Here is a 19775-nt window from a genome sequence, read left to right as displayed (position 1 = left end):
CTTATGCGCAAGCTCGACACCCGCACCATCGTCGTGGCCAGCCACAATGCCGGCAAGATCGCGGAAATCGCCGATCTGATCGGCCCTTTCGGCTTTTCCGCCCAGTCTGCGGCCGAACTGAAATTTGCAGAACCCGACGAAACGGGCACGACATTCGAGGAAAATGCCGCAATCAAGGCGCTGGCGTCTGCCAAGGCTTCCGGCCTGCCGTCGCTGTCGGATGACAGCGGCCTTGTCATCGACGCGCTCGATGGTGCGCCTGGCGTCTACACCGCCAACTGGGCCGAACGCGAAGATGGCAGCCGCGATTTTGCCATGGCCATGCAAAAGGTGGAGACAGCGCTTGCGGAACGTGGCGCGGCTGATCCGTCGCAGCGCAGCGCCCGCTTTGTCAGTGTTCTGTGCCTGGCCTGGCCGGACGGTCATAGCGAATTCTTCCGCGGCGAGATCGAGGGCGTCGTTGCTTGGCCACCGCGCGGCAGCGCCGGTTTCGGCTATGATCCGATCTTCCAGCCGGAAGGTCACACGCGCACCTTCGGCGAAATGTCGGCTGATGAAAAACACGGATGGAAGCCCGGCGATCCGCAGGCGCTATCGCATCGTGCGCGCGCCTTCAAGCTTTTCGTTGAAACCTGCCTGGAGGCCTGACCTGCTCATGACCGAAGCCTTCACGCTTCTGCCCGACACCGGCGAACCGGGCTTCGGCATCTATGTGCATTGGCCGTTCTGCGCGGCCAAATGCCCCTATTGCGACTTCAACAGCCATGTCCGGCATCAGCCGGTGGATCAGGCCCGCTTTGTTTCTGCATTCCTGCAGGAGATGAAGGCGATGCGCGAGCTTTCAGGCCCAAAGACCGTGACCAGCATCTTCATGGGTGGCGGCACGCCGTCGCTGATGGAACCATCGACGGTTGCAGCGATCCTGGACGGCATTGCCGGCGCCTGGCATGTGCCTAACGGCATCGAAGTGACGATGGAGGCCAATCCGTCCAGCGTCGAGGCCACACGTTTCCGCGGCTACCGCGCAGCCGGCGTCAATCGCGTGTCGCTCGGCGTCCAGGCGCTCAATGACGCAGACCTGAAATTCCTCGGCCGCCTGCATGACGTCGAAGACGCACTGCGCGCCATCCGTCTGGCCCGCGAGATCTTCCCACGCATGTCGTTCGACCTGATCTATGCCCGTCCGAAGCAGACGGTCGAGGCCTGGGAGCGTGAGCTGAAGGAAGCCATGTCCTATGCCGTCGATCATCTGTCGCTCTACCAGCTGACCATCGAGGAAGGCACCGCCTTTTTCGGCCTGCACAAGGCCGGCAAGCTGATCGTGCCGGACGAAGAACATGCGGCTGTGCTCTATGAGGCGACGCAAGAGATCACTGAACGCGAAGGCATGCCCGCCTATGAAGTGTCGAACCATGCCCGTCCGGGCGCCGAAAGCCGCCACAACCTGACCTATTGGCGTTATGGCGATTATGCCGGCATCGGCCCCGGCGCGCATGGCCGCTTGACCCGTGGGCGCTCGAAGATCGCGACGGCGACCGAAAAACACCCAGAAACCTGGCTCACGGCCGTCGAGCGCCAAGGCCATGGCATGATCGACCAGGAACTGCTCGACAACGAGGCCCAGGCCGACGAATTGCTGCTGATGGGCTTGCGGCTGCGCGAAGGGGTGGATCTCGCCCGCTGGCAGCAGCTCTCCGGCCGCGATCCCGATCCCGCACGCGAGCAGTTTTTATTGGAACAAGGGTTCATCGAGCGGCTTGGCAATTCGCGACTGCGCTGCACGCCGCCGGGCATGCTGATCCTCGATGCCGTGGTGGCTGATCTCGCCTGTTGATTGCCGAGACACGGCGAACGGCATTCCGCAGCCGCCGCCGTCCACGCCTTATACTGCCGGTGTGATCAGCTCGGCTTAATCTTAGCCAAAAAAAGAGGCCGGCATTTGCGCCGGCCTTGGTTCCTCATGCATTATTCTCATTGATGAGCCGCTTCAAAAGCTCGATCTCGTGGCTCAGCTTGGTATCCTCGCTGACCAGATCCTCGATCTTGCGCACGGCATGCAACACCGTTGTATGATCGCGACCACCGAAGCGGCGGCCGATTTCCGGGAAGGACCGCGGGGTCAGGGTCTTGGACAGATACATGGCGATCTGGCGCGGCTTGACGATGACGCGGGTCCGACGGTTCGACACCAGTTCCTGGCGCGAGACATTGTAGTGGCGTGCGACGATACGCTGGATGTCTTCGATGCGAACGCGTTTCTGCTCGCCTGCACCAACGAGATGGGCCAGCAGTTCATCGACACGCTCGATCGACAGGTTCGGCTCGAAGGAACGGCGGAAAACCAGCTGGTTGAAAGCGCCTTCCAGATCGCGGCCACTGCTGGTGATGTTGCGGGCAACATGCTCCAGGAAGTCTGCGGGAATTTCAAGTGAGCCATCATCCTTGCGGGCGGCGTCCAGACGGCTCTTCAGCATGTCCAGGCGCATGTCATAGTCGGGGGCCTCCATCTCGATGGCGACGCCACCCTGAAGGCGCGAACGCACGCGCGGATCGAGCGATTCCAGTTCCCACGGTGCACGGTCTGCCGCCACGACGACCTGCTTGGCGCTGTCGAGCAGCATATTGAGCAGATGGCAGAATTCGTGCTGGATCATCTTGCCCTGCAGGAACTGCATGTCGTCGATGATCAGAAGATCGATGTTGCGCAGCGAGTCCTTCAGCGTCAGGGCATCGTTGTCGCGGATGGCGGTTGCGAAACGCCACATGAAGTATTCGGCGGTCAGATAGACGACGCGCGGGGCGCGCGGGCTGTGCACGGCGGCATTGGCAATTGCCTGCAGCAGATGCGTCTTGCCGAGACCGACGGAGGAATGGATGAAAAGCGGATTGAAGCGCACGGCGCCAGCACCGGCTTCGGCAATCGTCTTGGCAGCGGCCAGCGCCACACGGTTCGATGCACCTTCGACAAAGCCGTCAAAGGTATAGCGCGAGTCGAGCGGCGAGCCGAACAGCGGCGTTGCCGTGCTGGAGCGCGCGGAATTGGAAGCCGGGGCCTGGGAGGCGGCGATCTGTCCGACCGACTGCGGGCCGGACTTGCGGCCGGTGGCCGGATGGGCGGTATCGGCGGGGACCTGGCGCTCGTCGACGACAGGCCCACGGGTGGCGCGGCTTGCGCTGCGCACCATGATTTCCACCTTGAGAATGTTCGGATCCTCAGCCTGGAAGATCGAGCTGATCAGATCGAGATAACGGTTGTTGATCCAAGACTTGAGGAAAGTCGTCGGAACGGTCAACCGCACGACGCTTTTCGATGCCGAATGGAGCTTAAGGCGCCCAAACCAGCTCGCATAGACATCAGGTCCAACCTGAGCCTTGAGACGGATGCTGAAACGCTCGAAAAGAGCATTATGCTTCATCTCGGCATTGTCTCCCGCACCATCGGAGCACGCGGCGCTGAGTGCCGAATGTGCATGGTCCCCATTTACCAACGCACCGGCCGTCATTGAATTAATATGCATTTTGCCGCCTTCCAAAATCATTTCAGGTACCGGGCGACTTATCTTCGTCCGGCAGCCGCTTTATCTCGCGCCGAGACGCAACCGTCCCGACAATCCCCGTTTAGAGCCGAAACCCAGGCCAGAAGCCGTGCTCCGACAAAACGCCGCCCCCTCAAACAGCGTTCCCAGTTTTCCGGCGTGCCTTTCATCCTCGACATGAAAAGCCAACCAGCATTCGCCCGTCCTGAAGCCACTCAAGACGCAAAACGGTAGGGCGCGGAAACGATGCCGTTTCCGATACAATACCGATCAGTTTATGGGATAACGGAATACTTCCATCCCGCTCCAGCAAGGGCTGGCAAATCATCGCAGCTTTTGCTGTTCTGATCGCCCTTACGGGCTCGTCCCAAGCCCCTTGCTTGACCTCATTAAGGCAGGATCAAATGGCAATATCAACCGTGAATTTTCCGCAAAAATGAACGCTGGCCATTGACTCTGCGTGCATCGTTTTTGCGTCACATTCATCCGCAAAAGAATCGCTTTTGAATCAAGGGGATTCGAAAACGGCTCTGTGTTTGGGCGTTTGATGTGCCGGAAAATAAAAATTCGCTTGACTCAGATTGGGCCTAACCTACCCCTGGGTAAAGTGGCAGCCTGGCCGGGGACCTCCCACAAGTAGCTGAAATTACTAGTCTATTTCTGTCACTCGACTGATACACTTCCGTCAAGTAGCAATATCTAAATCAATAAGCGTCATCTTGAAAAAGTGCAAACACAAAAAGCCCGGCGCAATGCCAGGCTCTTCGAATTTCGTCGAAACTATGTCTGATATTAGGCGGACAGGGCCTTAACACGCGAGGCAAGACGCGAGATCTTGCGCGATGCGGTGTTGGCGTGAACAACGCCCTTTGTGGCTGCGCGCTGCAGTTCCGGCTGAGCCGCCTGCAGAGCATCCTTTGCCAGAGTGGCGTCGCCCGATGCGATCGCTTCTTCGACCTTGCGGATGAAACCACGGACCCGCGAACGGCGAGCCTTGTTAACTGCAGTTTGGCGAGCGATCTTGCGGGTCGCCTTCTTCGCCGAAGTTGTATTGGCCATGATGCCTCTCTTCGAATTCAAACCAAACCCCACCCTCGCCGCGTCGGGTCATTGCGACCTGCCAATTCAGCAAATGGGGAGCTATCTCGGAAAAGCCCAGCGACTTTCCCAACCGTGGGCGGGCATATAGCGGGAAAGCGCGATTGCGTCAACGCGGATTCTGAATGAATCGCGCCCGCCCTTCATCTTGTCAGCGATTCCGGAAGTCCGGTTTGCGCTTCTCGACGAATGCAGCCATGCCTTCCTTCTGGTCTTCGGTGGCAAACAGCGAATGAAACAGGCGTCGCTCAAAGCGCAACCCCTCGCCAAGGGTCTGTTCGAAAGCCCGGTTAACCGCCTCCTTGGCCATCATGACCGCCGGCAACGAGAAGGAGGCGATCCTGGCCGCAGCCTCGACCGCCTCGTCCAGGAGCCGCTCAGGCTCAACAACACGGGCAACCAGTCCGGCACTCTCCGCCTCGGTCGCATCCATCATGCGACCCGTCAGGCAAAGGTCCATAGCCTTGGCCTTGCCGACGGCGCGGGTTAGGCGCTGGGATCCGCCCATGCCCGGGATGATGCCGAGCGTGATCTCGGGCTGGCCAAACTTCGCCGTCTTCGAGGCAATGATGAAATCGCACATCATGGCGAGTTCGCAACCACCACCCAAGGCAAAGCCGGAGACGGCTGCGATCAGTGGCTTGCGGAAGCCGGCAATGTCGTCCCAAGTGCCGATGAAATCACCCGTATAGGCATCGACAAAAGAGAGAGACTGCATTTCCTTGATATCGGCACCGGCGGCAAAGGCTTTTTCCGAGCCGGTCAGGACAACGGCGCCGATCGTCGCATCGGCCTGCAATTGCTCAAAAACCTGGCGCAACTCGCGCGCGACGGTGGAATTGAGCGCATTCAGGGCCTGCGGCCGGTTCAATGTGATGATCGCCACGCAATCGCGGCGCTCGATCAATATGGTCTCGAATGACATCGCTCACTCCCTTGATGATGTTCCGTGGTGTTACTTCTGGCAGCGCTGACAATAGAATGTCGAGCGGCCGGATTGTACTATCCTTTCGACGGTACCGCCGCAGCCGTTCGTCAGGCAGGCATGGCCTTCGCGATCATAGGCACGGAAGCTGTGCTGGAAATAGCCCAGCGTGCCATCCGTCTGGATATGATCGCGCAATGACGACCCGCCGGCCAGGATGGCATCGGCGATCACGTCGCGAATGCTGTCGGCGAGCAGGTACAATTCGGGTTTCGGCCTTCCTGTCTTGGTGACCAGCGTTGACACCTTTCGCGTGGGCGAAAGATGCGACCGCCACAGGGCCTCGCAGACATAGATATTGCCGAGGCCGGCAATCACCTTCTGATCGAGCAGCGCACTCTTCAGCGGCTGGCTGCGGCCGTTGAAGCGGCCGGCCAGATAGTCGGCCGACAGGAGATTGCCGACCGGCTCGGGGCCGAGGTCGCGAAAGGCCGGATAGATATCGAGTTGCGCACGTGTTGCCAGATCCATGAAACCGAAACGACGCGGATCATTATAGATGACGCGCGCCGAGCCTTCCGGCCGTTGCAGATGAAAGATGACATGATCGTGCTTCTCATCCTTGCTTCTCTCATGATGAAAGGCGCCCGGCGTGCCTTCGACTGCATCCGCCTCGATGCGGAACGAGCCGGACATGCCGAGATGGGCGATCACGGTTGCGCCGTCGTCCAGGTCGATCAGCAGATATTTCGCCCGTCGCGACAAGGCGGCAATACGACGGCCTTCGACCCTTGCGGCGAAATCACGCGGCAAGGGAAAACGCAGATCGGGCCTTCTCAGCTCCAGACGCTGCAAAAGCGCGCCTTCCATGGTGGGGCTCAGCCCACGCCTGACGGTCTCTACCTCTGGCAATTCCGGCATTAGCGCCCATCTTTCTGTTTGAACCGCATTCTTTAAGGTCTATAGACCAGCCTATGGGGCTGACATAGCGCAGATAGCGCTCGCCAGCCGTTTTCGCTATGGTCCAGCGACCTGTCGCCAAGTGGAGTGAACCGATGACTGCAAGCCGCATTTCCGCCGATGGCGGCATGGAAACCTCCTATGGTTTCCGCCAGGTCGACGAGCAGGAAAAGCAGGGCCTCGTCAACGATGTCTTCCACAAGGTTGCCAAGCGCTACGACATCATGAACGACGTGATGTCAGCCGGGCTGCACCGGGTGTGGAAAGACGCGATGATCGCAGCACTCAATCCACGCAAGAACCCCGACTACAAGGTACTCGATGTTGCAGGCGGCACGGGCGATATCGCATTTCGCATCGTCGAAGCGTCCAAGCGACTGGCACAGGCCACCGTGCTCGACATCAATGGCTCGATGCTCGGCGTCGGCGCGGAACGGGCGCAGAAAAAGGGATTGACCGACAATCTCACCTTTGTCGAGGCCAATGCCGAAAGCCTGCCTTTCGAGGACAACACATTCGACGCCTATACGATCGCCTTCGGCATTCGCAACGTGCCGCGCATCGATGTGGCGCTGTCGGAAGCGTTTCGCGTGCTGAAACGCGGCGGACGGTTGCTGGTTTTGGAGTTTTCCGAGGTCGATCTGCCGCTGCTCGACCGCGTCTATGATGCCTGGTCGTTCAACGCCATTCCAAAATTCGGCAAGATGATCACCGGCGACGCGGAACCCTATCAATATCTCGTCGAATCCATCCGCAAGTTCCCGAACCAGGCCGATTTCGCCCGGATGGTCAGCACCGCCGGCTTCTCGAACGTCAAGTTCACCAACTATACCGGCGGTATCGCCGCTCTGCATTCCGGCTGGAAAATCTGACATTCATGAGCACGATCGGCGCATATTTCCGCCTTGCGCGGGTTGGCTGGGTGCTTGTGCGAGAGGGCGTCGTTGCTGCCCTTCCGTCTGATGGCCTCCCGCCCCTCGTTGGTTTCGGCAAGGCGGTCGTCGGGCCGCTAGCACGGCGTCGCGCAAAGCAGGCGGAACGCTCCGACCGGCTCGCCCAGGCCGTCGCACGGCTCGGCCCATCCTATGTGAAGATCGGACAGTTCCTGGCGACCCGACCGGACGTGGTGGGCGCCGACTTCGCAGACGATCTTGCCGGTCTTCAGGACAGGATGGATTTCTTCCCGACCGAGGACGCAAAATCAACCATCCGGGATTCGCTCGGCCGCACGATCGAAGACCTCTACCTAAGCTTCGACGCGCCGATCGCGGCCGCCTCGATCGCACAGGTGCATCCGGCTGAGGTCATGACCTCGGATGGTCCGCGCAAGGTCGCCGTCAAGGTCATACGGCCTGGCGTGCGCAAGCGGTTCGCCGCCGATCTCGAGGCGATGTATCTCGTGTCGCACCTGCAGGAACGGTTCCTGCCGCATACGCGGCGCCTGCGCCCCGTCGAAGTCACCCGCACGCTCGAGCAGACCACCAAGGTGGAAATGGACCTTAGGCTTGAAGCGGCAGCACTGTCGGAGATTGCCGACAATACTAAAAAAGACCCCGGCTTCCGGGTGCCCAAGGTCGACTGGGAGCGCACCGGCCGCGACGTGGTCACCATGGAGTGGATCGACGGCATCAAGATGTCGGACGTGGCGGCATTGCAGGCGTCGGGGCTCGATCTCAACCTGCTGGCCGATACGCTGATCCAGTCCTTCCTGCGCCATACGCTGCGCGACGGTTTCTTCCACGCCGACATGCATCCCGGCAATTTGTTCATCGATGAAAGCGGCATGATCGTCGCCGTCGACATGGGCATCGCCGGACGCCTCGGCAAGAAGGAACGTCGGTTCCTTGCCGAGATCCTCTACGGCTTCATCACCCGCGACTATCTGCGCGTTGCAGAAGTCCATTTCGAGGCGGGCTACGTGCCCTCCCATCACAATGTCGCAAGCTTCGCTCAGGCGATCCGAGCGATCGGCGAGCCGATCCACGGGCAGCCGGCCGAAACCATTTCGATGGGCAAGCTATTGACCCTGCTGTTCGAGATCACCGAGATCTTCGACATGGAAACCCGCCCGGAACTGGTGATGCTGCAGAAGACCATGGTGGTGGTCGAAGGCGTGGCGCGCATCCTCAACCCGCAGTTCAACATGTGGAAGGCGGCCGACCCGGTCGTCTCGCAATGGATCCGCGACAATCTCGGCCCCAAGCGCATTGCCACCGATCTCAAGGACGGCGCCAAGGCTGCCATGCGGCTTGCCGAGGCATTGCCGGAGATTGCCGCGAAGACCGAAAAATTCCATACCGACATCATGCGCATGAGCGAGCAGGGCCTGCGCTTTGATCCCGAGACTGCCGAGGCAATCGGCAAATCGGAGGCAAGGCATACGCGCCATGGACGCCTGGCCTTGTGGGTGATTGCTGTGTCGCTCGTTGCGATTGCAGTGCAGCTTGCCTGAACATTTATAAATCCATCACGGTTTTTCGTTTAGTCGATGGAACAAGCGGCGTGCCGGCGCGTTACAACCATACTTAAGCATAGTTGTTCCCTCAGGAGTTTCATGTCCGCCACCCAATCCAGCTTCGTCCGGTCAACCATTCTCTTCATGTTGATCGGAACCGGTATCCTGCTTGGCATCGTCGTTGCAACGTTTGGACTGGTTGAGAAAACCAGTGCGACTTTCGACTACATTATCGTGGAGCGGGACATCCGTCGAACTGCAGCGGATCTGATTCAGAACCTGACCGATGCGGAAACCGGTCAGCGCGGCTATATCCTGACGCAAGACGAGAGTTTTCTCGCGCCCTACGACAAAGCCTTAAGCTCGATGAACAGCAATCTCGAATTGTTGTCGCAACGGGTTCGCGGGCGCCCAATCAAACAAGAGCGAATGCCGGAACTGCAAAGTCTGGTCCAGAGCAAGCTCAGCGAAATGGCTCGGACTATCGACCTCGTCAAGTCGGGCCAGCGCGATGAAGCCGTCAGGCTGGTGCAGACCGAAGTCGGACGCGAGGTGATGGACCAGATCCGGGCGGTCATGGACGACTTCAAGCAGAGGTCCGACAGCAATGTCGACCGAGGCGTGAGCGAACAGGTCGAGGCGACACAACATCTGCAGTGGATTACCGTGGGTAGTGGCATCGCCATCCTGGTGGTCATGAGTGGCGCGATGCTGATCGTCTACCAGCATGTGCGCGAACTCCTGAAAGCCCGCACGGAAGTGGAGCATCTGAATGCCGGGCTGGAGGCTCGGGTTGCCGAACGCACCGAAGATCTGATGCAGGCAAACCAGGAAATCCAGCGTTTTGCCTATATCGTCACGCATGATCTCAGGGCGCCGCTGGTCAACATCATGGGTTTTACGGCCGAACTCGATACATCGCTTAAATCGCTGCAGGCCTATGTGCTTGCCGATGGCACGTCGGTGTCGGAAGAGATGATCCGGGAGGCGCGGCTTGCGGCATCGGAGGACCTGCCGGAAGCCATCGGCTTCATTCGCTCATCGACGAAGAAAATGGACGGTTTGATCAACGCGATCCTGAAGATCTCGCGCGATGGCCGGAGGCAGCTGAAGCCGGAACCGGTCGAGCTCACACCCCTGCTGGAAAACATCGCGGCCAGCCTTCACCATCAGATCAGCGAGAGCGACGGGCAGACGTCGCTCGACACCAAAGCGACCAGGCTGGTCACCGACCGGCTTTCGCTCGAACAGATTCTCGGTAACCTTTTCGACAACGCCATCAAGTATAAGCATCCGGATAGGCCGCTTGAACTGGCGGTCCGCACCGCGCCGGAAGGCCGGCACATGGTGCGGATCGAAGTTCAGGACAACGGCCGTGGTATCGCGGAGCAGGATCAGGAACGCGTTTTCGAACTTTTTCGTCGCGCGGGCCAGCAAGACAAGACCGGCGAAGGCATCGGTCTTGCGCATGTGCGATCTCTGGCACGGAACCTTGGCGGGGAAATCAGTGTTTCCTCCCGTTTGGGTGAAGGCTCGACATTTGTTCTGCGGCTGCCATCCGATCTGTCACGCTTAGTACGGAGTTAATGATGAAAGCTGTCGGCAAAGAAGTCACCATTGTGATGGTTGAAGACGATGAGGGGCACGCCCGTCTGATCGAAAAGAATGTGCGCCGTGCCGGCGTCAACAACGAAATCGTGCCATTTACGAACGGCACGGATGCGCTCGACTTCATTCTCGGAAAGGACCGCAGCGGCCAAGTTTCGCAAGACCGCTACCTGCTGATCCTGCTCGATCTGAACCTGCCTGACATGTCGGGCACCGACATCTTGGAAAAAGTGAAATCCAACCCGCATACGCGACGGTTGCCGGTCGTCATCCTGACCACGACGGATGACGAACGCGAAATACAGCGGTGCTACGACCTTGGGGCCAATGTCTATATCACCAAACCTGTCGACTACGACAACTTCGCCAACGCTATCCGCCAACTCGGACTGTTCTTCTCCGTCATGCAGATCCCCTGAAAGCGGATTGGTGACGATGAGCTTCCGCGTCCTCTATATCGACGACGACGCCGCCATCGTCCGGCTGGTGCAGAAATCGCTTGGCCGCATGGGACACGAGGTCGCGCATGCGGAAACCACGCATGACGCCTTGTCATTACTGCAGGGCGGCAATTTCGACGTCGTCGTCCTCGATCACTACCTGCGCCAAACCACCGGTCACGAAGTGATGGCGAACCTGCGCGAGCAGGGTTTCCATATGCCGGTCGTCTATGTCACCGGCTCCAACGAGGCCCAGATCGCCATCGAGGCCATCAAGGCAGGCGCCGCCGACTATGTGATCAAATCGGTCAGCGACGATTTTCTTCCGCTTCTTGCCAGCGCCATCGAGCAGTCAGTGTCGAATGCCCAGTTACGTGCCGCCAAGGAGCGGGCGGACGAGGAAATCCGTCTGGGCAAGGAGCGCGCGGAAGCGCTGCTTGCCGAAGTCAACCATCGGGTAGCAAACTCCCTGGCCCTTGTCGCGAGCCTGCTCAGGCTGCAGATCTCCAGCGCAAAGAGCGACGAGGTCAAGGCGGAACTGGCCGAGACCCAGGCGCGCATCTCGGCGATCGCCGGCATGCACCGCAGTCTCTACACATCCGAGGATGTCAGCCGGGTGGAACTGGACCGGTATCTCGGCCGCCTAACGGCCGAACTGTTCAATTCGTTGCACAGCGCCGAAAGACCGGTTCGGCTTCTGCTTGATGCCGACCCCATCTCGCTGACGGCCGACAAGGCCGTTTCGGTCGGGATGATCGTCACGGAACTCGTGACCAATGCCTTCAAATACGCCTATCCCAATCTCGGCGGCGGCGGTGATATTCGGGTGAAGCTGAAACGACTGTCCGATACAGAGGCTCTGCTGCGGGTCGAGGATGACGGCATCGGCATTGACACCGGCAAGGCTCCGACGGGCACGGGCCTCGGCAGCCGGATCGTCAAATCCATGGCATCGACGCTTGGAGCCGGGCTGCACTATCTGGAAGATGTCAGCGGTACCGTTGCCGAGGTTCCGCTTCAACTGACCCCAGCAAACTGAGCCCTTTCCGCACGTTTACCACAACAACCTCCCGACATTGCCTCTTGCCCGAATTGCGATAGGGTCGCGCTGACAGAAAGGGCCTTATCCATGACCTTGGGCGGCAAGCGCATTCTCCTGATCGTTGCAGGCGGCATTGCCGCCTACAAGAGCCTCGACCTGATCCGTCGGCTGCGCGAACGCGGCGCAGTGGTGCGGCCGATCATGACGAGGGCGGCACAGGAATTCATCACACCGCTGGCTGTCGGTGCGCTTTCTGCCGGCCATGTCTATACCGACCTGTTTTCCCGCGAGGACGAGCAGGATGTCGGCCATATCCGGCTGGCGCGGGAATGCGATCTTGTTGTCGTTGCTCCGGCCACCGCAGACCTGATGGCCAAGATGGCGCATGGCCTGGCCGATGATCTTGCGTCCGCCGTGCTGCTTGCCAGCGATCGCCCGATAATGGTTGCGCCGGCGATGAACCCGAAAATGTGGGCTGCATCAGCGACACAGCGCAATCTGGCGACCCTCAAAAAGGACGGCGTGCATGTCGTTGGGCCGTTGGAGGGCGAGATGGCGGAAAGCGGCGAGCGAGGCCTTGGCCGCATGGTCGAACCGCTCGATATCGTCGCCGCCGTCGAAAACCTTCTGTCGGGACCAAAGCCGCTGGCGGGCCTGAAAGCCATTGTGACATCCGGTCCGACTCATGAGCCGATCGACCCGGTGCGCTACATTGCCAACCGCTCTTCCGGAAAACAGGGGCACGCGATCGCGGCCGCCCTTGCGCGGCTCGGTGCGCAAGTGACGCTGGTCTCCGGGCCTGTGACGATCGCCGATCCCGCCGGCGTCAACACACAGCATGTCGAGCGGGCGGAAGAGATGCGCGACGCGGTGCTTGCAGCACTGCCTGCCGATATCGCCGTCATGGTCGCCGCCGTCGCCGACTGGCGTGTTGCGAGTTCCTCGGGCCAGAAAATCAAGAAACAGCCGGGAGAGGCGCCCCCTCCCCTGCAGCTTGCCGAAAACCCGGATATCCTAAAGACGATCGGCCATCATTCGCAAAGACCGCAACTGGTGGTCGGCTTTGCCGCCGAGACCCAGAACATAGAGGAAAACGGTCGCGCCAAGCTGGAGCGCAAGGGTGCCGATCTGATTGTCGCCAACGATGTCTCGCCGGAAACCGGTATCATGGGTGGAGATCGTAACCGCGTGCGGATGATCTCGAAGACCGGCGTCGAGGCCTGGCCGGACCTGTCGAAGGACGAGGTCGCGGAGCGGCTTGCACTGTGGATCGCGACGCAGGTCGGAGGAGCAAAGCCATGAGCCTTTTCAGCCGCACAGGGTTCCAACAATTTGTCGAGGCGCTGCCTGGCACCTCCATGGCTGATCAATGGGAATCATCGGTCGCCAAGGTTGGAGACAAGGTGTTCGGCCTGATCACCGATGCGGAAAACCGGCTGACGTTCAAGGTGAGCGAGGAGAGCTTCGAGATCCTGACCGCGCTGGAAGGAATCGAGCAGGCCCCCTACTTCGCCAAGCGCAAATGGGTCTCTGTTTCACCCGTATCAGCTTTGACCGCAGAGGAGGCCGCAGAATATCTGCGTCGGTCCTATGGTCTGGTCAGTGCGGGCCTGACACGCAAGCTGCGCATCGAGCTGGGTATTCCCCTTTAAACGGCGATCAACTGGCGATCTGGTTGCCGAGGCGCGATCAGAGCGCCATTGCCGGCACCCGTGCCGGTTCAGGCAAACGCGCGTCGTCGGCGGACGGGCGGAACTCGACCGCATCGAGACCTTTCTCGCTGAGGATCACCGCGCTGCTGGCGGGGATCTCGACCCATTTGTCGGTCTCATCAGTGAGCGGCTCGGAGACCAGACAGTAACCGCCCTTGTCGCCCATCGGGGCCGCGTAGAGCGTCGGCGCGAAAGCATCGGTCGAATAGCGCACGGCATAGAGCGTGCGACCGTCGGAGAAGGCCGCCGTAAAGCGTACGCGCGCTTCGCCGGTCATGTGCATGCTCATGCGCTCGACAAAGCCCACGGCCTCGCTCATCGCGGCAATGGGCCTTTCTTTCAGGCCGAACTGCAGGGCAAGCAGAAAAAGCAGTTCGGAATCGGTGGTGCCGACGCGCGCATGAAAATGATCGTCGTCGAGCATCGTCTCCATCGGCCGACGGATGCGGTCGAAATGATCGATCTGGCCGTTATGCATGAAGGACCAGTTGCCGTTGACGAAAGGATGACAGTTGTCGCGGCGGGTCGTGCCGTGGGTAGCTGCGCGCACATGCGCAAGAAACAGCGGCGAGCGGATCTGACTGGCAAGACTTTTCAGATTGCAATCGGACCAGGCGGGAAGCACATCGCGGAAACGGCCAGGTTCCGGGCGGTCGCCGTACCAGGCGATGCCGAAGCCATCCGCATTGGTGGCTGTCTTTGCACGGGTGGCGCAGTGGGATTGCTCTATCAGCGAATGCGCCGGCGAGGTGACCAGTTCTTCAAGATAGATCGCTTCGCCGCGATAGGCTGCCCAACGACACATGCGTTTTCACAACTCCTGCAAGCTGCCGATCCGGTGTCGGCGCGCTTTCCGTCAGTGTTCAACCGATTGGCTAATGATTTGTAAACGTCACGTCATTGATGACAGAATTTTGACGATTGTCGCAATCACTTTCTGCACTGCACAATCGAGTTTTGTGACTGGCAGCCTGTTCTTTTCGAACCTCGGCGAATTTTGTGAACACTGCGTTCCCGGTGCCCGCCTTCGGCTTTGGCGAAGTTCGGCTATATTGGCGCCAACCGCGTACGCGCTCAAAGGAGCAACCGATGTCGATCCGACCCGTCAAGCATGAAAGCCGCGCCACGCCCACCATGGAAGGTGCCGGCGTGAAATTGCACCGTGTCTTCGGCTTTGGCGATCCGTCGATGACCGATCCCTTTTTGATGATGGACGATTTCCGCAACGATAGCCCGTCCGACTACATTCGCGGCTTCCCCTGGCACCCGCATCGCGGCATCGAGACCATTACCTATGTGCTGGCCGGCACGGTCGAACATGGTGATAGCCTCGGCAATCGCGGCCTGCTCGGTGCGGGCGATCTGCAGTGGATGACCGCCGGTAGCGGCATCATGCACCAGGAAATGCCCAAGGGCGATTTCGCCGGCCGCATGCACGGCTTCCAGCTCTGGGCCAACCTGCCCTCGTCGCTGAAGATGACCGCGCCACGCTATCAGGACATCAAGTCCGGCGACATTCCCGTCGTGGTCGATGATGACGGCACAGCGGTTAGGGTGATTTCCGGCGAATTCTGGGGGAAAGCCGGCCCCGTCGACGGGATTGCAGCCGAGCCGGTCTATCTCGACATTTCCGTGCCGCCCGGCAAACGCAAGACCATTCCGGTCGATACCTATCGCTCCGCTTTTGCCTATATTTTTGCAGGCTCCGGCAGCTTCCGCGACGCATCCACTCCGTTCGGCGTAAAGGTCGAGAAGGAATACAGGGGCGAGGAGCTGAATATCCGCGACCTCTCCGGCAACAGGACACTGGTCGTCTTCGATACCGGCGACGAGATCACCGTACAGGCCGGCGAGCAGGGTATCCGTTTCCTGCTGGTCACCGGCAAGCCGATCAAGGAACCAGTCGCCTGGCACGGCCCGATCGTGATGAACACACGCGAGGAACTGATGCAGGCGATGAATGAATTGCAGAATGGAACTTTTATCAAGGTCGATCATTAATCCCACAGCCGCAAGGCTTTGACAGTCAAGTTCCCTCTTGCCCGGCGGCCCCCTCCGCCGGGTTTTCTTTTCTTGGGAGACTGAGCATGCATATCTCCGGCAGCTGCCATTGCGGCGCTATCCGCTTCGAAGCCGAGGTCGACCCGCAGGAGGTCGGCATTTGCCATTGCACCGATTGCCAGCGGCTGACCGGTTGTGCGTACCGGGTCAGCGTCGGTGTGGAACCAGGCGATTTCCGCATCCTGGCCGGCACGGCGCGTCGATACCGCAAGATCGGCAACAGCGGCAGGCCAAGCGACCAGTTCTTCTGCGACACCTGCGGCTCCCCTCTCTGGCGGGTCGATGCCACCGGCGCCAGCATCGCCATCCGCCTTGGAACGATCGATCAGCGACAGGCATTCGTGCCACGTCATCAGAGCTGGACCGGTTCGGCGCTCAGATGGGTGAACGACATCCGGGACATTCCCGCATCGGTCGGCGAATAGACCAGGGGCTTTATTTCCAAAGGCCGTGGAAATGATGCACGGGCCCATGTCCCGAGCCCACCGTCAACGTCCCAGACGTCGCGACTGCACCGGCCAGCCAGTCCTTGGCGGTCGCAACGGCGTCAACGATAGCCAGCCCCTTTGCAAGTTCGGCGGCAATCGCGCTCGACAGCGCGCAACCCGTACCGTGCGTATTTTTCGTGACGATCCGCGGCGCCTCGAACCAGTGAAAGCGCTCGCCAGACACCAGTATGTCCGGGCTCTCGGTGGCGGTCAGATGCCCGCCCTTCAACAACACAGCCCCTGGGCCTTGCATTATCAGACGGGCGGCCTGTGATTCCATAATTTCGCGGCTGAGCGCCTCGGGCTCGTCGAGCAAGGCGGCGGCCTCGGGCAGATTGGGGGTGAGAACGGTTGCCAGAGGCAGGAGTTGATCGCGGAGCACGGCAACCGCTTCAGGCTCCAGCAGTGCCGCGCCGCCCTTGGCGATCATCACCGGATCGAGCACGATCGGGATGGTGGAATGCGGCCTGAGCGCGCCGGCGACTGCGCGGGCAATGCCGGCATTGGCAATCATCCCGATCTTCACGGCATCGACGCGCACATCGGCAAAAATCATCCGGATCTGCTCTGCGACGAATTCAGGGTCGACGGCCTGCACGGCGGAGACCCCTTGGGTATTCTGTGCCGTCAGCGCAGTGATTGCCGCCATGCCGTAGCAGCCGCGCGCGGAGAACGTCTTCAGATCGGCCTGGATACCGGCACCGCCGGACGGATCGGATCCGGCGATCGACAGGACATTGGCAACGATAGTGGAGGTGGATTTCACGGGCGCCCCTTTTCGGGCGGGGCAGTCAACGGGAAGACCCACGAGACGTGTGCGGAAGCTTCCCGAGCGACTCCCTCCGCCAGCATTATCTGGTTCAGGTTCGAAGGGTGCTTCTCAGTCCATCTTCCGATGAACGCCCCTGTCTCTCAATGGAACTGTTTTAGACCAGAGTAGCGCGACTGTCATGCAAAATGCCGTAGGTCCCGCACCGAAGCATTTGCGACAAAAGTCAAAAATGGCTAGGTCCGTAGTCACCCTGTTTTCGTAGCTCAAGGATTTAGCGATTGCCCTTTGCCCCGAACCCCGTCTTCGACAAGCGTTACAATGGCTTTCTGTTCGACATGGACGGCACACTTCTCAACTCCATCGCCGCCGCCGAACGGGTCTGGGGGAAATGGGCCGCGCGCCACGGGCTCGATGTCGCGGCCTTCCTGCCGACAATGCATGGCAAGCGTGGCATCGACACGATCAGCGGGCTCGGGCTACCGGGTGTGGACGTGCAAGCGGAAGCCCTGGAAATCGAGCGCGGTGAAATCGAAGACGTAGACGGTGTCGTCGCCATTCCCGGTGCGATTGACTTTCTCAACGGTCTGCCGTCGGCGCGTTGGGCCATCGTCACATCGGCCCCCGCACTCCTGGCAAGGGCACGCATCGAGGCCGCCGGCCTGCCGCAGCCGCCGAAGATCATCACGGCCGAGGATGTAAAGATCGGAAAGCCCAACCCGGCAGGCTATCTGCTCGGCGCACGCCATCTCGGTGCCGATCCGGCCCGCTGCCTGGTGTTCGAAGACGTCATGGCCGGCGTCTTGGCCGGCGAAGCTGCGGGATCGGATGTCATGGTGGTCACGGCCACCCACAGCCATGCGCTGGACACGCGGCATCCGAAGATTGCAAGCTACGAGGGGCTGCAGGTGCATGTCGATGGTGACGGCGGCATGCAGATCGTCCGGACGGGCTGATCTTTTCCGAGGTCACGGATACGGATATGGCAGCCCGTGCCTCAGGTGCGCGGACTTGCCGATGCCTCGCAGAGAACGATCACGCCGCCTTGGCGACGTGATATTCCTTGATCGCCACCATCTTGATCGCGGGAAAACGCTCCGACTCGTAGCGCAGCGAAAACGCGTCCTGCGCCATGAACACCGGATCTCCGTCCAGATCCCGGCAGATATCGCCACGGCGCTGGGTCATGAACTTGTCGAGTTCGGCGGGCTGATCGGAGGAAATCCAGCGGCAGACCGAAAAACGCGACATTTCGAACGAGACCGGCAGTGTATATTCGCCCGCCAAACGCTCCTTCAGAACGTCGAGCTGCAGAGCGCCAACCACGCCGACGATCGCCGGAGATCCGTCTTCCGGAGAAAATAGCTGCACGACGCCTTCTTCAGCCATCTGCTGCAGGGCTTCCTTGAGCTTCTTCGCCTTCATCGCATCTTCAAGACGCACGCGACGCAGGATTTCCGGCGAGAAGTTCGGCACGCCCTGGAAGACAAGGTTTTCACCCTCGGTCAGCGTGTCGCCGATGCGCAAGGTCCCATGGTTCGGGATGCCAACCACGTCACCGGCATAAGCGGTATCGGCGAGCTGGCGCTGCGAGGCGAAGAAGAACTGCGGTGCCGTCAGGCCCATCTGCTTGCCGGTGCGGGCCAGACGCGCCTTCATGCCACGCTCGAGCTTGCCGGAGCAGATGCGGGCAAAAGCGATGCGGTCGCGGTGGTTGGGGTCCATGTTGGCCTGGATCTTGAAGACGAAGGCCGTCATCTTGTCTTCCGCGGCGTGGACCTTGCGGATATCGGCCACCTGGTCGCGCGGCGGAGGGGCAAAATCTCCCAGAGCATTGATCAGGTCGCGCACGCCGAAGTTCTTCAGCGCCGAGCCGAAGAAAACCGGTGTCATGTGGCCCTCGAGGAAAGCCTGCTTGTCGAACGGGCGGCACGCTTCGCGCGCCAGTTCCAGCTCTTCGATGAAGGCCGCGCGCTCGTTTTCCGGAAGCTGCTCTGCAACATTTGCCGGGCTGTTGACCGGCAGGCCGTCAACCTGCTTGTCGGATCCACGAAATGTGTTTTCCGCGAGATTGTAGGATCCGCTGAATGTCTTCGAGCGGCCGACCGGCCAGGTGATCGGCGCGGTGTCGAGCGCCAGCTTTTCCTCGACTTCATCGAGGATTTCGAAGGGATCGCGGCTTTCGCGGTCCATCTTGTTGATGAATGTGATGATCGGAATGTCGCGCATGCGGCAGACTTCGAACAGCTTCAGCGTTCGCGGCTCGATGCCCTTTGCTGCATCGATGACCATGACCGCGGCGTCGACGGCCGTCAGCGTGCGGTAGGTATCGTCGGCAAAGTCTTCGTGACCCGGCGTGTCGAGGATGTTGAAAACCTTGTCATTGTATTCGAAGGTCATCACCGAGGTCACGACCGAAATGCCGCGCTCGCGCTCGATCTTCATCCAGTCCGAACGGGTCTGGATACGATCCTTCTTCGCCTTGACCTCGCCGGCGAGCTGGATCGCGCCGCCGAACAGCAGCAGCTTTTCGGTGAGCGTCGTCTTGCCGGCGTCCGGGTGAGCGATAATAGCGAAGGTGCGGCGGCGGGAGACTGCCTCTGCGAGCGTTTCGGCCATGTCGTGAATCCTGTGGAATTGCGGGCTATCTAGCGATTAAAGGCCGGCATTGCAATTGACCT

Annotated in this window: 19 protein-coding genes and 1 riboswitch; of the genes, 12 read left to right on the top strand and 7 right to left on the bottom strand. The window is 60.3% G+C overall.

Annotated elements, in window-relative coordinates; genetic code table 11:
• Positions 1-3: 3 nt before the first annotated feature.
• Positions 4-648, top strand: a complete 645-nt coding sequence (gene rdgB / locus PDO_RS13385; RefSeq protein ID WP_007602434.1) for an RdgB/HAM1 family non-canonical purine NTP pyrophosphatase — start codon at positions 4-6, stop codon at positions 646-648.
• A gap of 7 nt (positions 649-655) precedes the next feature.
• A complete protein-coding gene (gene hemW, locus PDO_RS13380) occupies positions 656-1834 on the top strand; it encodes a radical SAM family heme chaperone HemW (protein ID WP_007602432.1) in 1179 nt (392 codons plus the stop codon).
• A 124-nt stretch (positions 1835-1958) separates the two neighbouring features.
• Here the strand turns inward: hemW and dnaA are convergent, their stop codons facing one another.
• The 4 genes from dnaA to mutM form a co-directional block, all read right to left on the bottom strand.
• Complete coding sequence (gene dnaA, locus PDO_RS13375) at positions 1959-3518, bottom strand: chromosomal replication initiator protein DnaA (RefSeq protein ID WP_007602430.1); 1560 nt, start codon at positions 3516-3518, stop codon at positions 1959-1961.
• An 810-nt stretch (positions 3519-4328) separates the two neighbouring features.
• The gene (gene rpsT / locus PDO_RS13370; RefSeq protein WP_007602428.1) at positions 4329-4595 is read right to left on the bottom strand and encodes a 30S ribosomal protein S20; all 267 of its coding nucleotides are present in this window, start codon (positions 4593-4595) and stop codon (positions 4329-4331) included.
• A 190-nt stretch (positions 4596-4785) separates the two neighbouring features.
• Positions 4786-5559, bottom strand: a complete 774-nt coding sequence (locus PDO_RS13365) for an enoyl-CoA hydratase (RefSeq protein ID WP_007602427.1) — start codon at positions 5557-5559, stop codon at positions 4786-4788.
• A gap of 30 nt (positions 5560-5589) precedes the next feature.
• Positions 5590-6480, bottom strand: coding sequence for a bifunctional DNA-formamidopyrimidine glycosylase/DNA-(apurinic or apyrimidinic site) lyase (mutM, locus tag PDO_RS13360; protein ID WP_037073940.1), 891 nt, complete (start codon positions 6478-6480; stop codon positions 5590-5592).
• Positions 6481-6614: 134 nt separating this feature from the next.
• On the opposite strand from mutM, the gene ubiE reads away from it, so the two are divergent.
• The 7 genes from ubiE (at position 6615) to PDO_RS13325 (ending at position 13716) form a co-directional block, all read left to right on the top strand.
• Positions 6615-7391: a bifunctional demethylmenaquinone methyltransferase/2-methoxy-6-polyprenyl-1,4-benzoquinol methylase UbiE gene (ubiE, locus tag PDO_RS13355; protein ID WP_007602425.1), complete on the top strand. Its 777-nt coding sequence runs from the start codon at positions 6615-6617 to the stop codon at positions 7389-7391.
• A 5-nt stretch (positions 7392-7396) separates the two neighbouring features.
• Positions 7397-8971: a 2-polyprenylphenol 6-hydroxylase gene (gene ubiB / locus PDO_RS13350; protein WP_007602424.1), complete on the top strand. Its 1575-nt coding sequence runs from the start codon at positions 7397-7399 to the stop codon at positions 8969-8971.
• A gap of 102 nt (positions 8972-9073) precedes the next feature.
• A complete protein-coding gene (locus PDO_RS13345; RefSeq protein WP_007602423.1) occupies positions 9074-10561 on the top strand; it encodes a sensor histidine kinase in 1488 nt (495 codons plus the stop codon).
• Positions 10562-10563: 2 nt separating this feature from the next.
• Entirely contained in the window at positions 10564-11001 is a 438-nt protein-coding gene (locus PDO_RS13340; RefSeq protein ID WP_007602410.1) for a response regulator, read from the top strand.
• A gap of 16 nt (positions 11002-11017) precedes the next feature.
• A complete protein-coding gene (locus tag PDO_RS13335) occupies positions 11018-12061 on the top strand; it encodes a histidine kinase dimerization/phosphoacceptor domain -containing protein (RefSeq protein ID WP_007602408.1) in 1044 nt (347 codons plus the stop codon).
• 90 nt (positions 12062-12151) lie between these two features.
• Positions 12152-13366 carry a bifunctional phosphopantothenoylcysteine decarboxylase/phosphopantothenate--cysteine ligase CoaBC gene (gene coaBC, locus PDO_RS13330; RefSeq protein ID WP_007602406.1) on the top strand — a complete coding sequence of 405 codons (1215 nt, stop codon included), beginning with the start codon at positions 12152-12154 and terminating at the stop codon, positions 13364-13366.
• Positions 13363-13716, top strand: a complete 354-nt coding sequence (locus PDO_RS13325) for an MmcQ/YjbR family DNA-binding protein (protein ID WP_007602404.1) — start codon at positions 13363-13365, stop codon at positions 13714-13716. Before coaBC ends, PDO_RS13325 begins: the two co-directional genes overlap by 4 nt.
• Positions 13717-13753: 37 nt before the next feature.
• Here PDO_RS13325 and PDO_RS13320 read toward each other — a convergent pair whose 3' ends face one another.
• The gene (locus tag PDO_RS13320) at positions 13754-14581 is read right to left on the bottom strand and encodes a class II glutamine amidotransferase (protein WP_007602403.1); all 828 of its coding nucleotides are present in this window, start codon (positions 14579-14581) and stop codon (positions 13754-13756) included.
• A 284-nt stretch (positions 14582-14865) separates the two neighbouring features.
• Between PDO_RS13320 and PDO_RS13315 the strand changes: the two genes are divergently transcribed.
• A complete protein-coding gene (locus PDO_RS13315) occupies positions 14866-15777 on the top strand; it encodes a pirin family protein (RefSeq protein WP_007602402.1) in 912 nt (303 codons plus the stop codon).
• Between the two features lie 86 nt (positions 15778-15863).
• Positions 15864-16262 (top strand): GFA family protein, encoded by a 399-nt coding sequence (locus PDO_RS13310; protein WP_007602401.1) that lies wholly within the window; start codon positions 15864-15866, stop codon positions 16260-16262.
• A 10-nt stretch (positions 16263-16272) separates the two neighbouring features.
• Here PDO_RS13310 and thiD read toward each other — a convergent pair whose 3' ends face one another.
• Positions 16273-17073 carry a bifunctional hydroxymethylpyrimidine kinase/phosphomethylpyrimidine kinase gene (thiD, locus tag PDO_RS13305; RefSeq protein ID WP_037073983.1) on the bottom strand — a complete coding sequence of 267 codons (801 nt, stop codon included), beginning with the start codon at positions 17071-17073 and terminating at the stop codon, positions 16273-16275.
• A gap of 72 nt (positions 17074-17145) precedes the next feature.
• A riboswitch (TPP riboswitch) is annotated at positions 17146-17242 on the bottom strand.
• A gap of 133 nt (positions 17243-17375) precedes the next feature.
• Here thiD and PDO_RS13300 point away from each other — a divergent pair.
• Positions 17376-18050, top strand: a complete 675-nt coding sequence (locus tag PDO_RS13300) for an HAD-IA family hydrolase (protein WP_007602399.1) — start codon at positions 17376-17378, stop codon at positions 18048-18050.
• 79 nt (positions 18051-18129) lie between these two features.
• Here PDO_RS13300 and PDO_RS13295 read toward each other — a convergent pair whose 3' ends face one another.
• Complete coding sequence (locus PDO_RS13295) at positions 18130-19713, bottom strand: peptide chain release factor 3 (RefSeq protein ID WP_007602398.1); 1584 nt, start codon at positions 19711-19713, stop codon at positions 18130-18132.
• Positions 19714-19775: the final 62 nt, after the last annotated feature.

Source organism: Rhizobium sp. PDO1-076 (assembly GCF_000247475.1).
Classification (GTDB): Bacteria; Pseudomonadota; Alphaproteobacteria; order Rhizobiales; family Rhizobiaceae; genus Allorhizobium.
The sequence above is the reverse complement of the archived record's forward strand: the minus strand, read 5'-3'. Positions and strand labels throughout refer to the sequence as shown.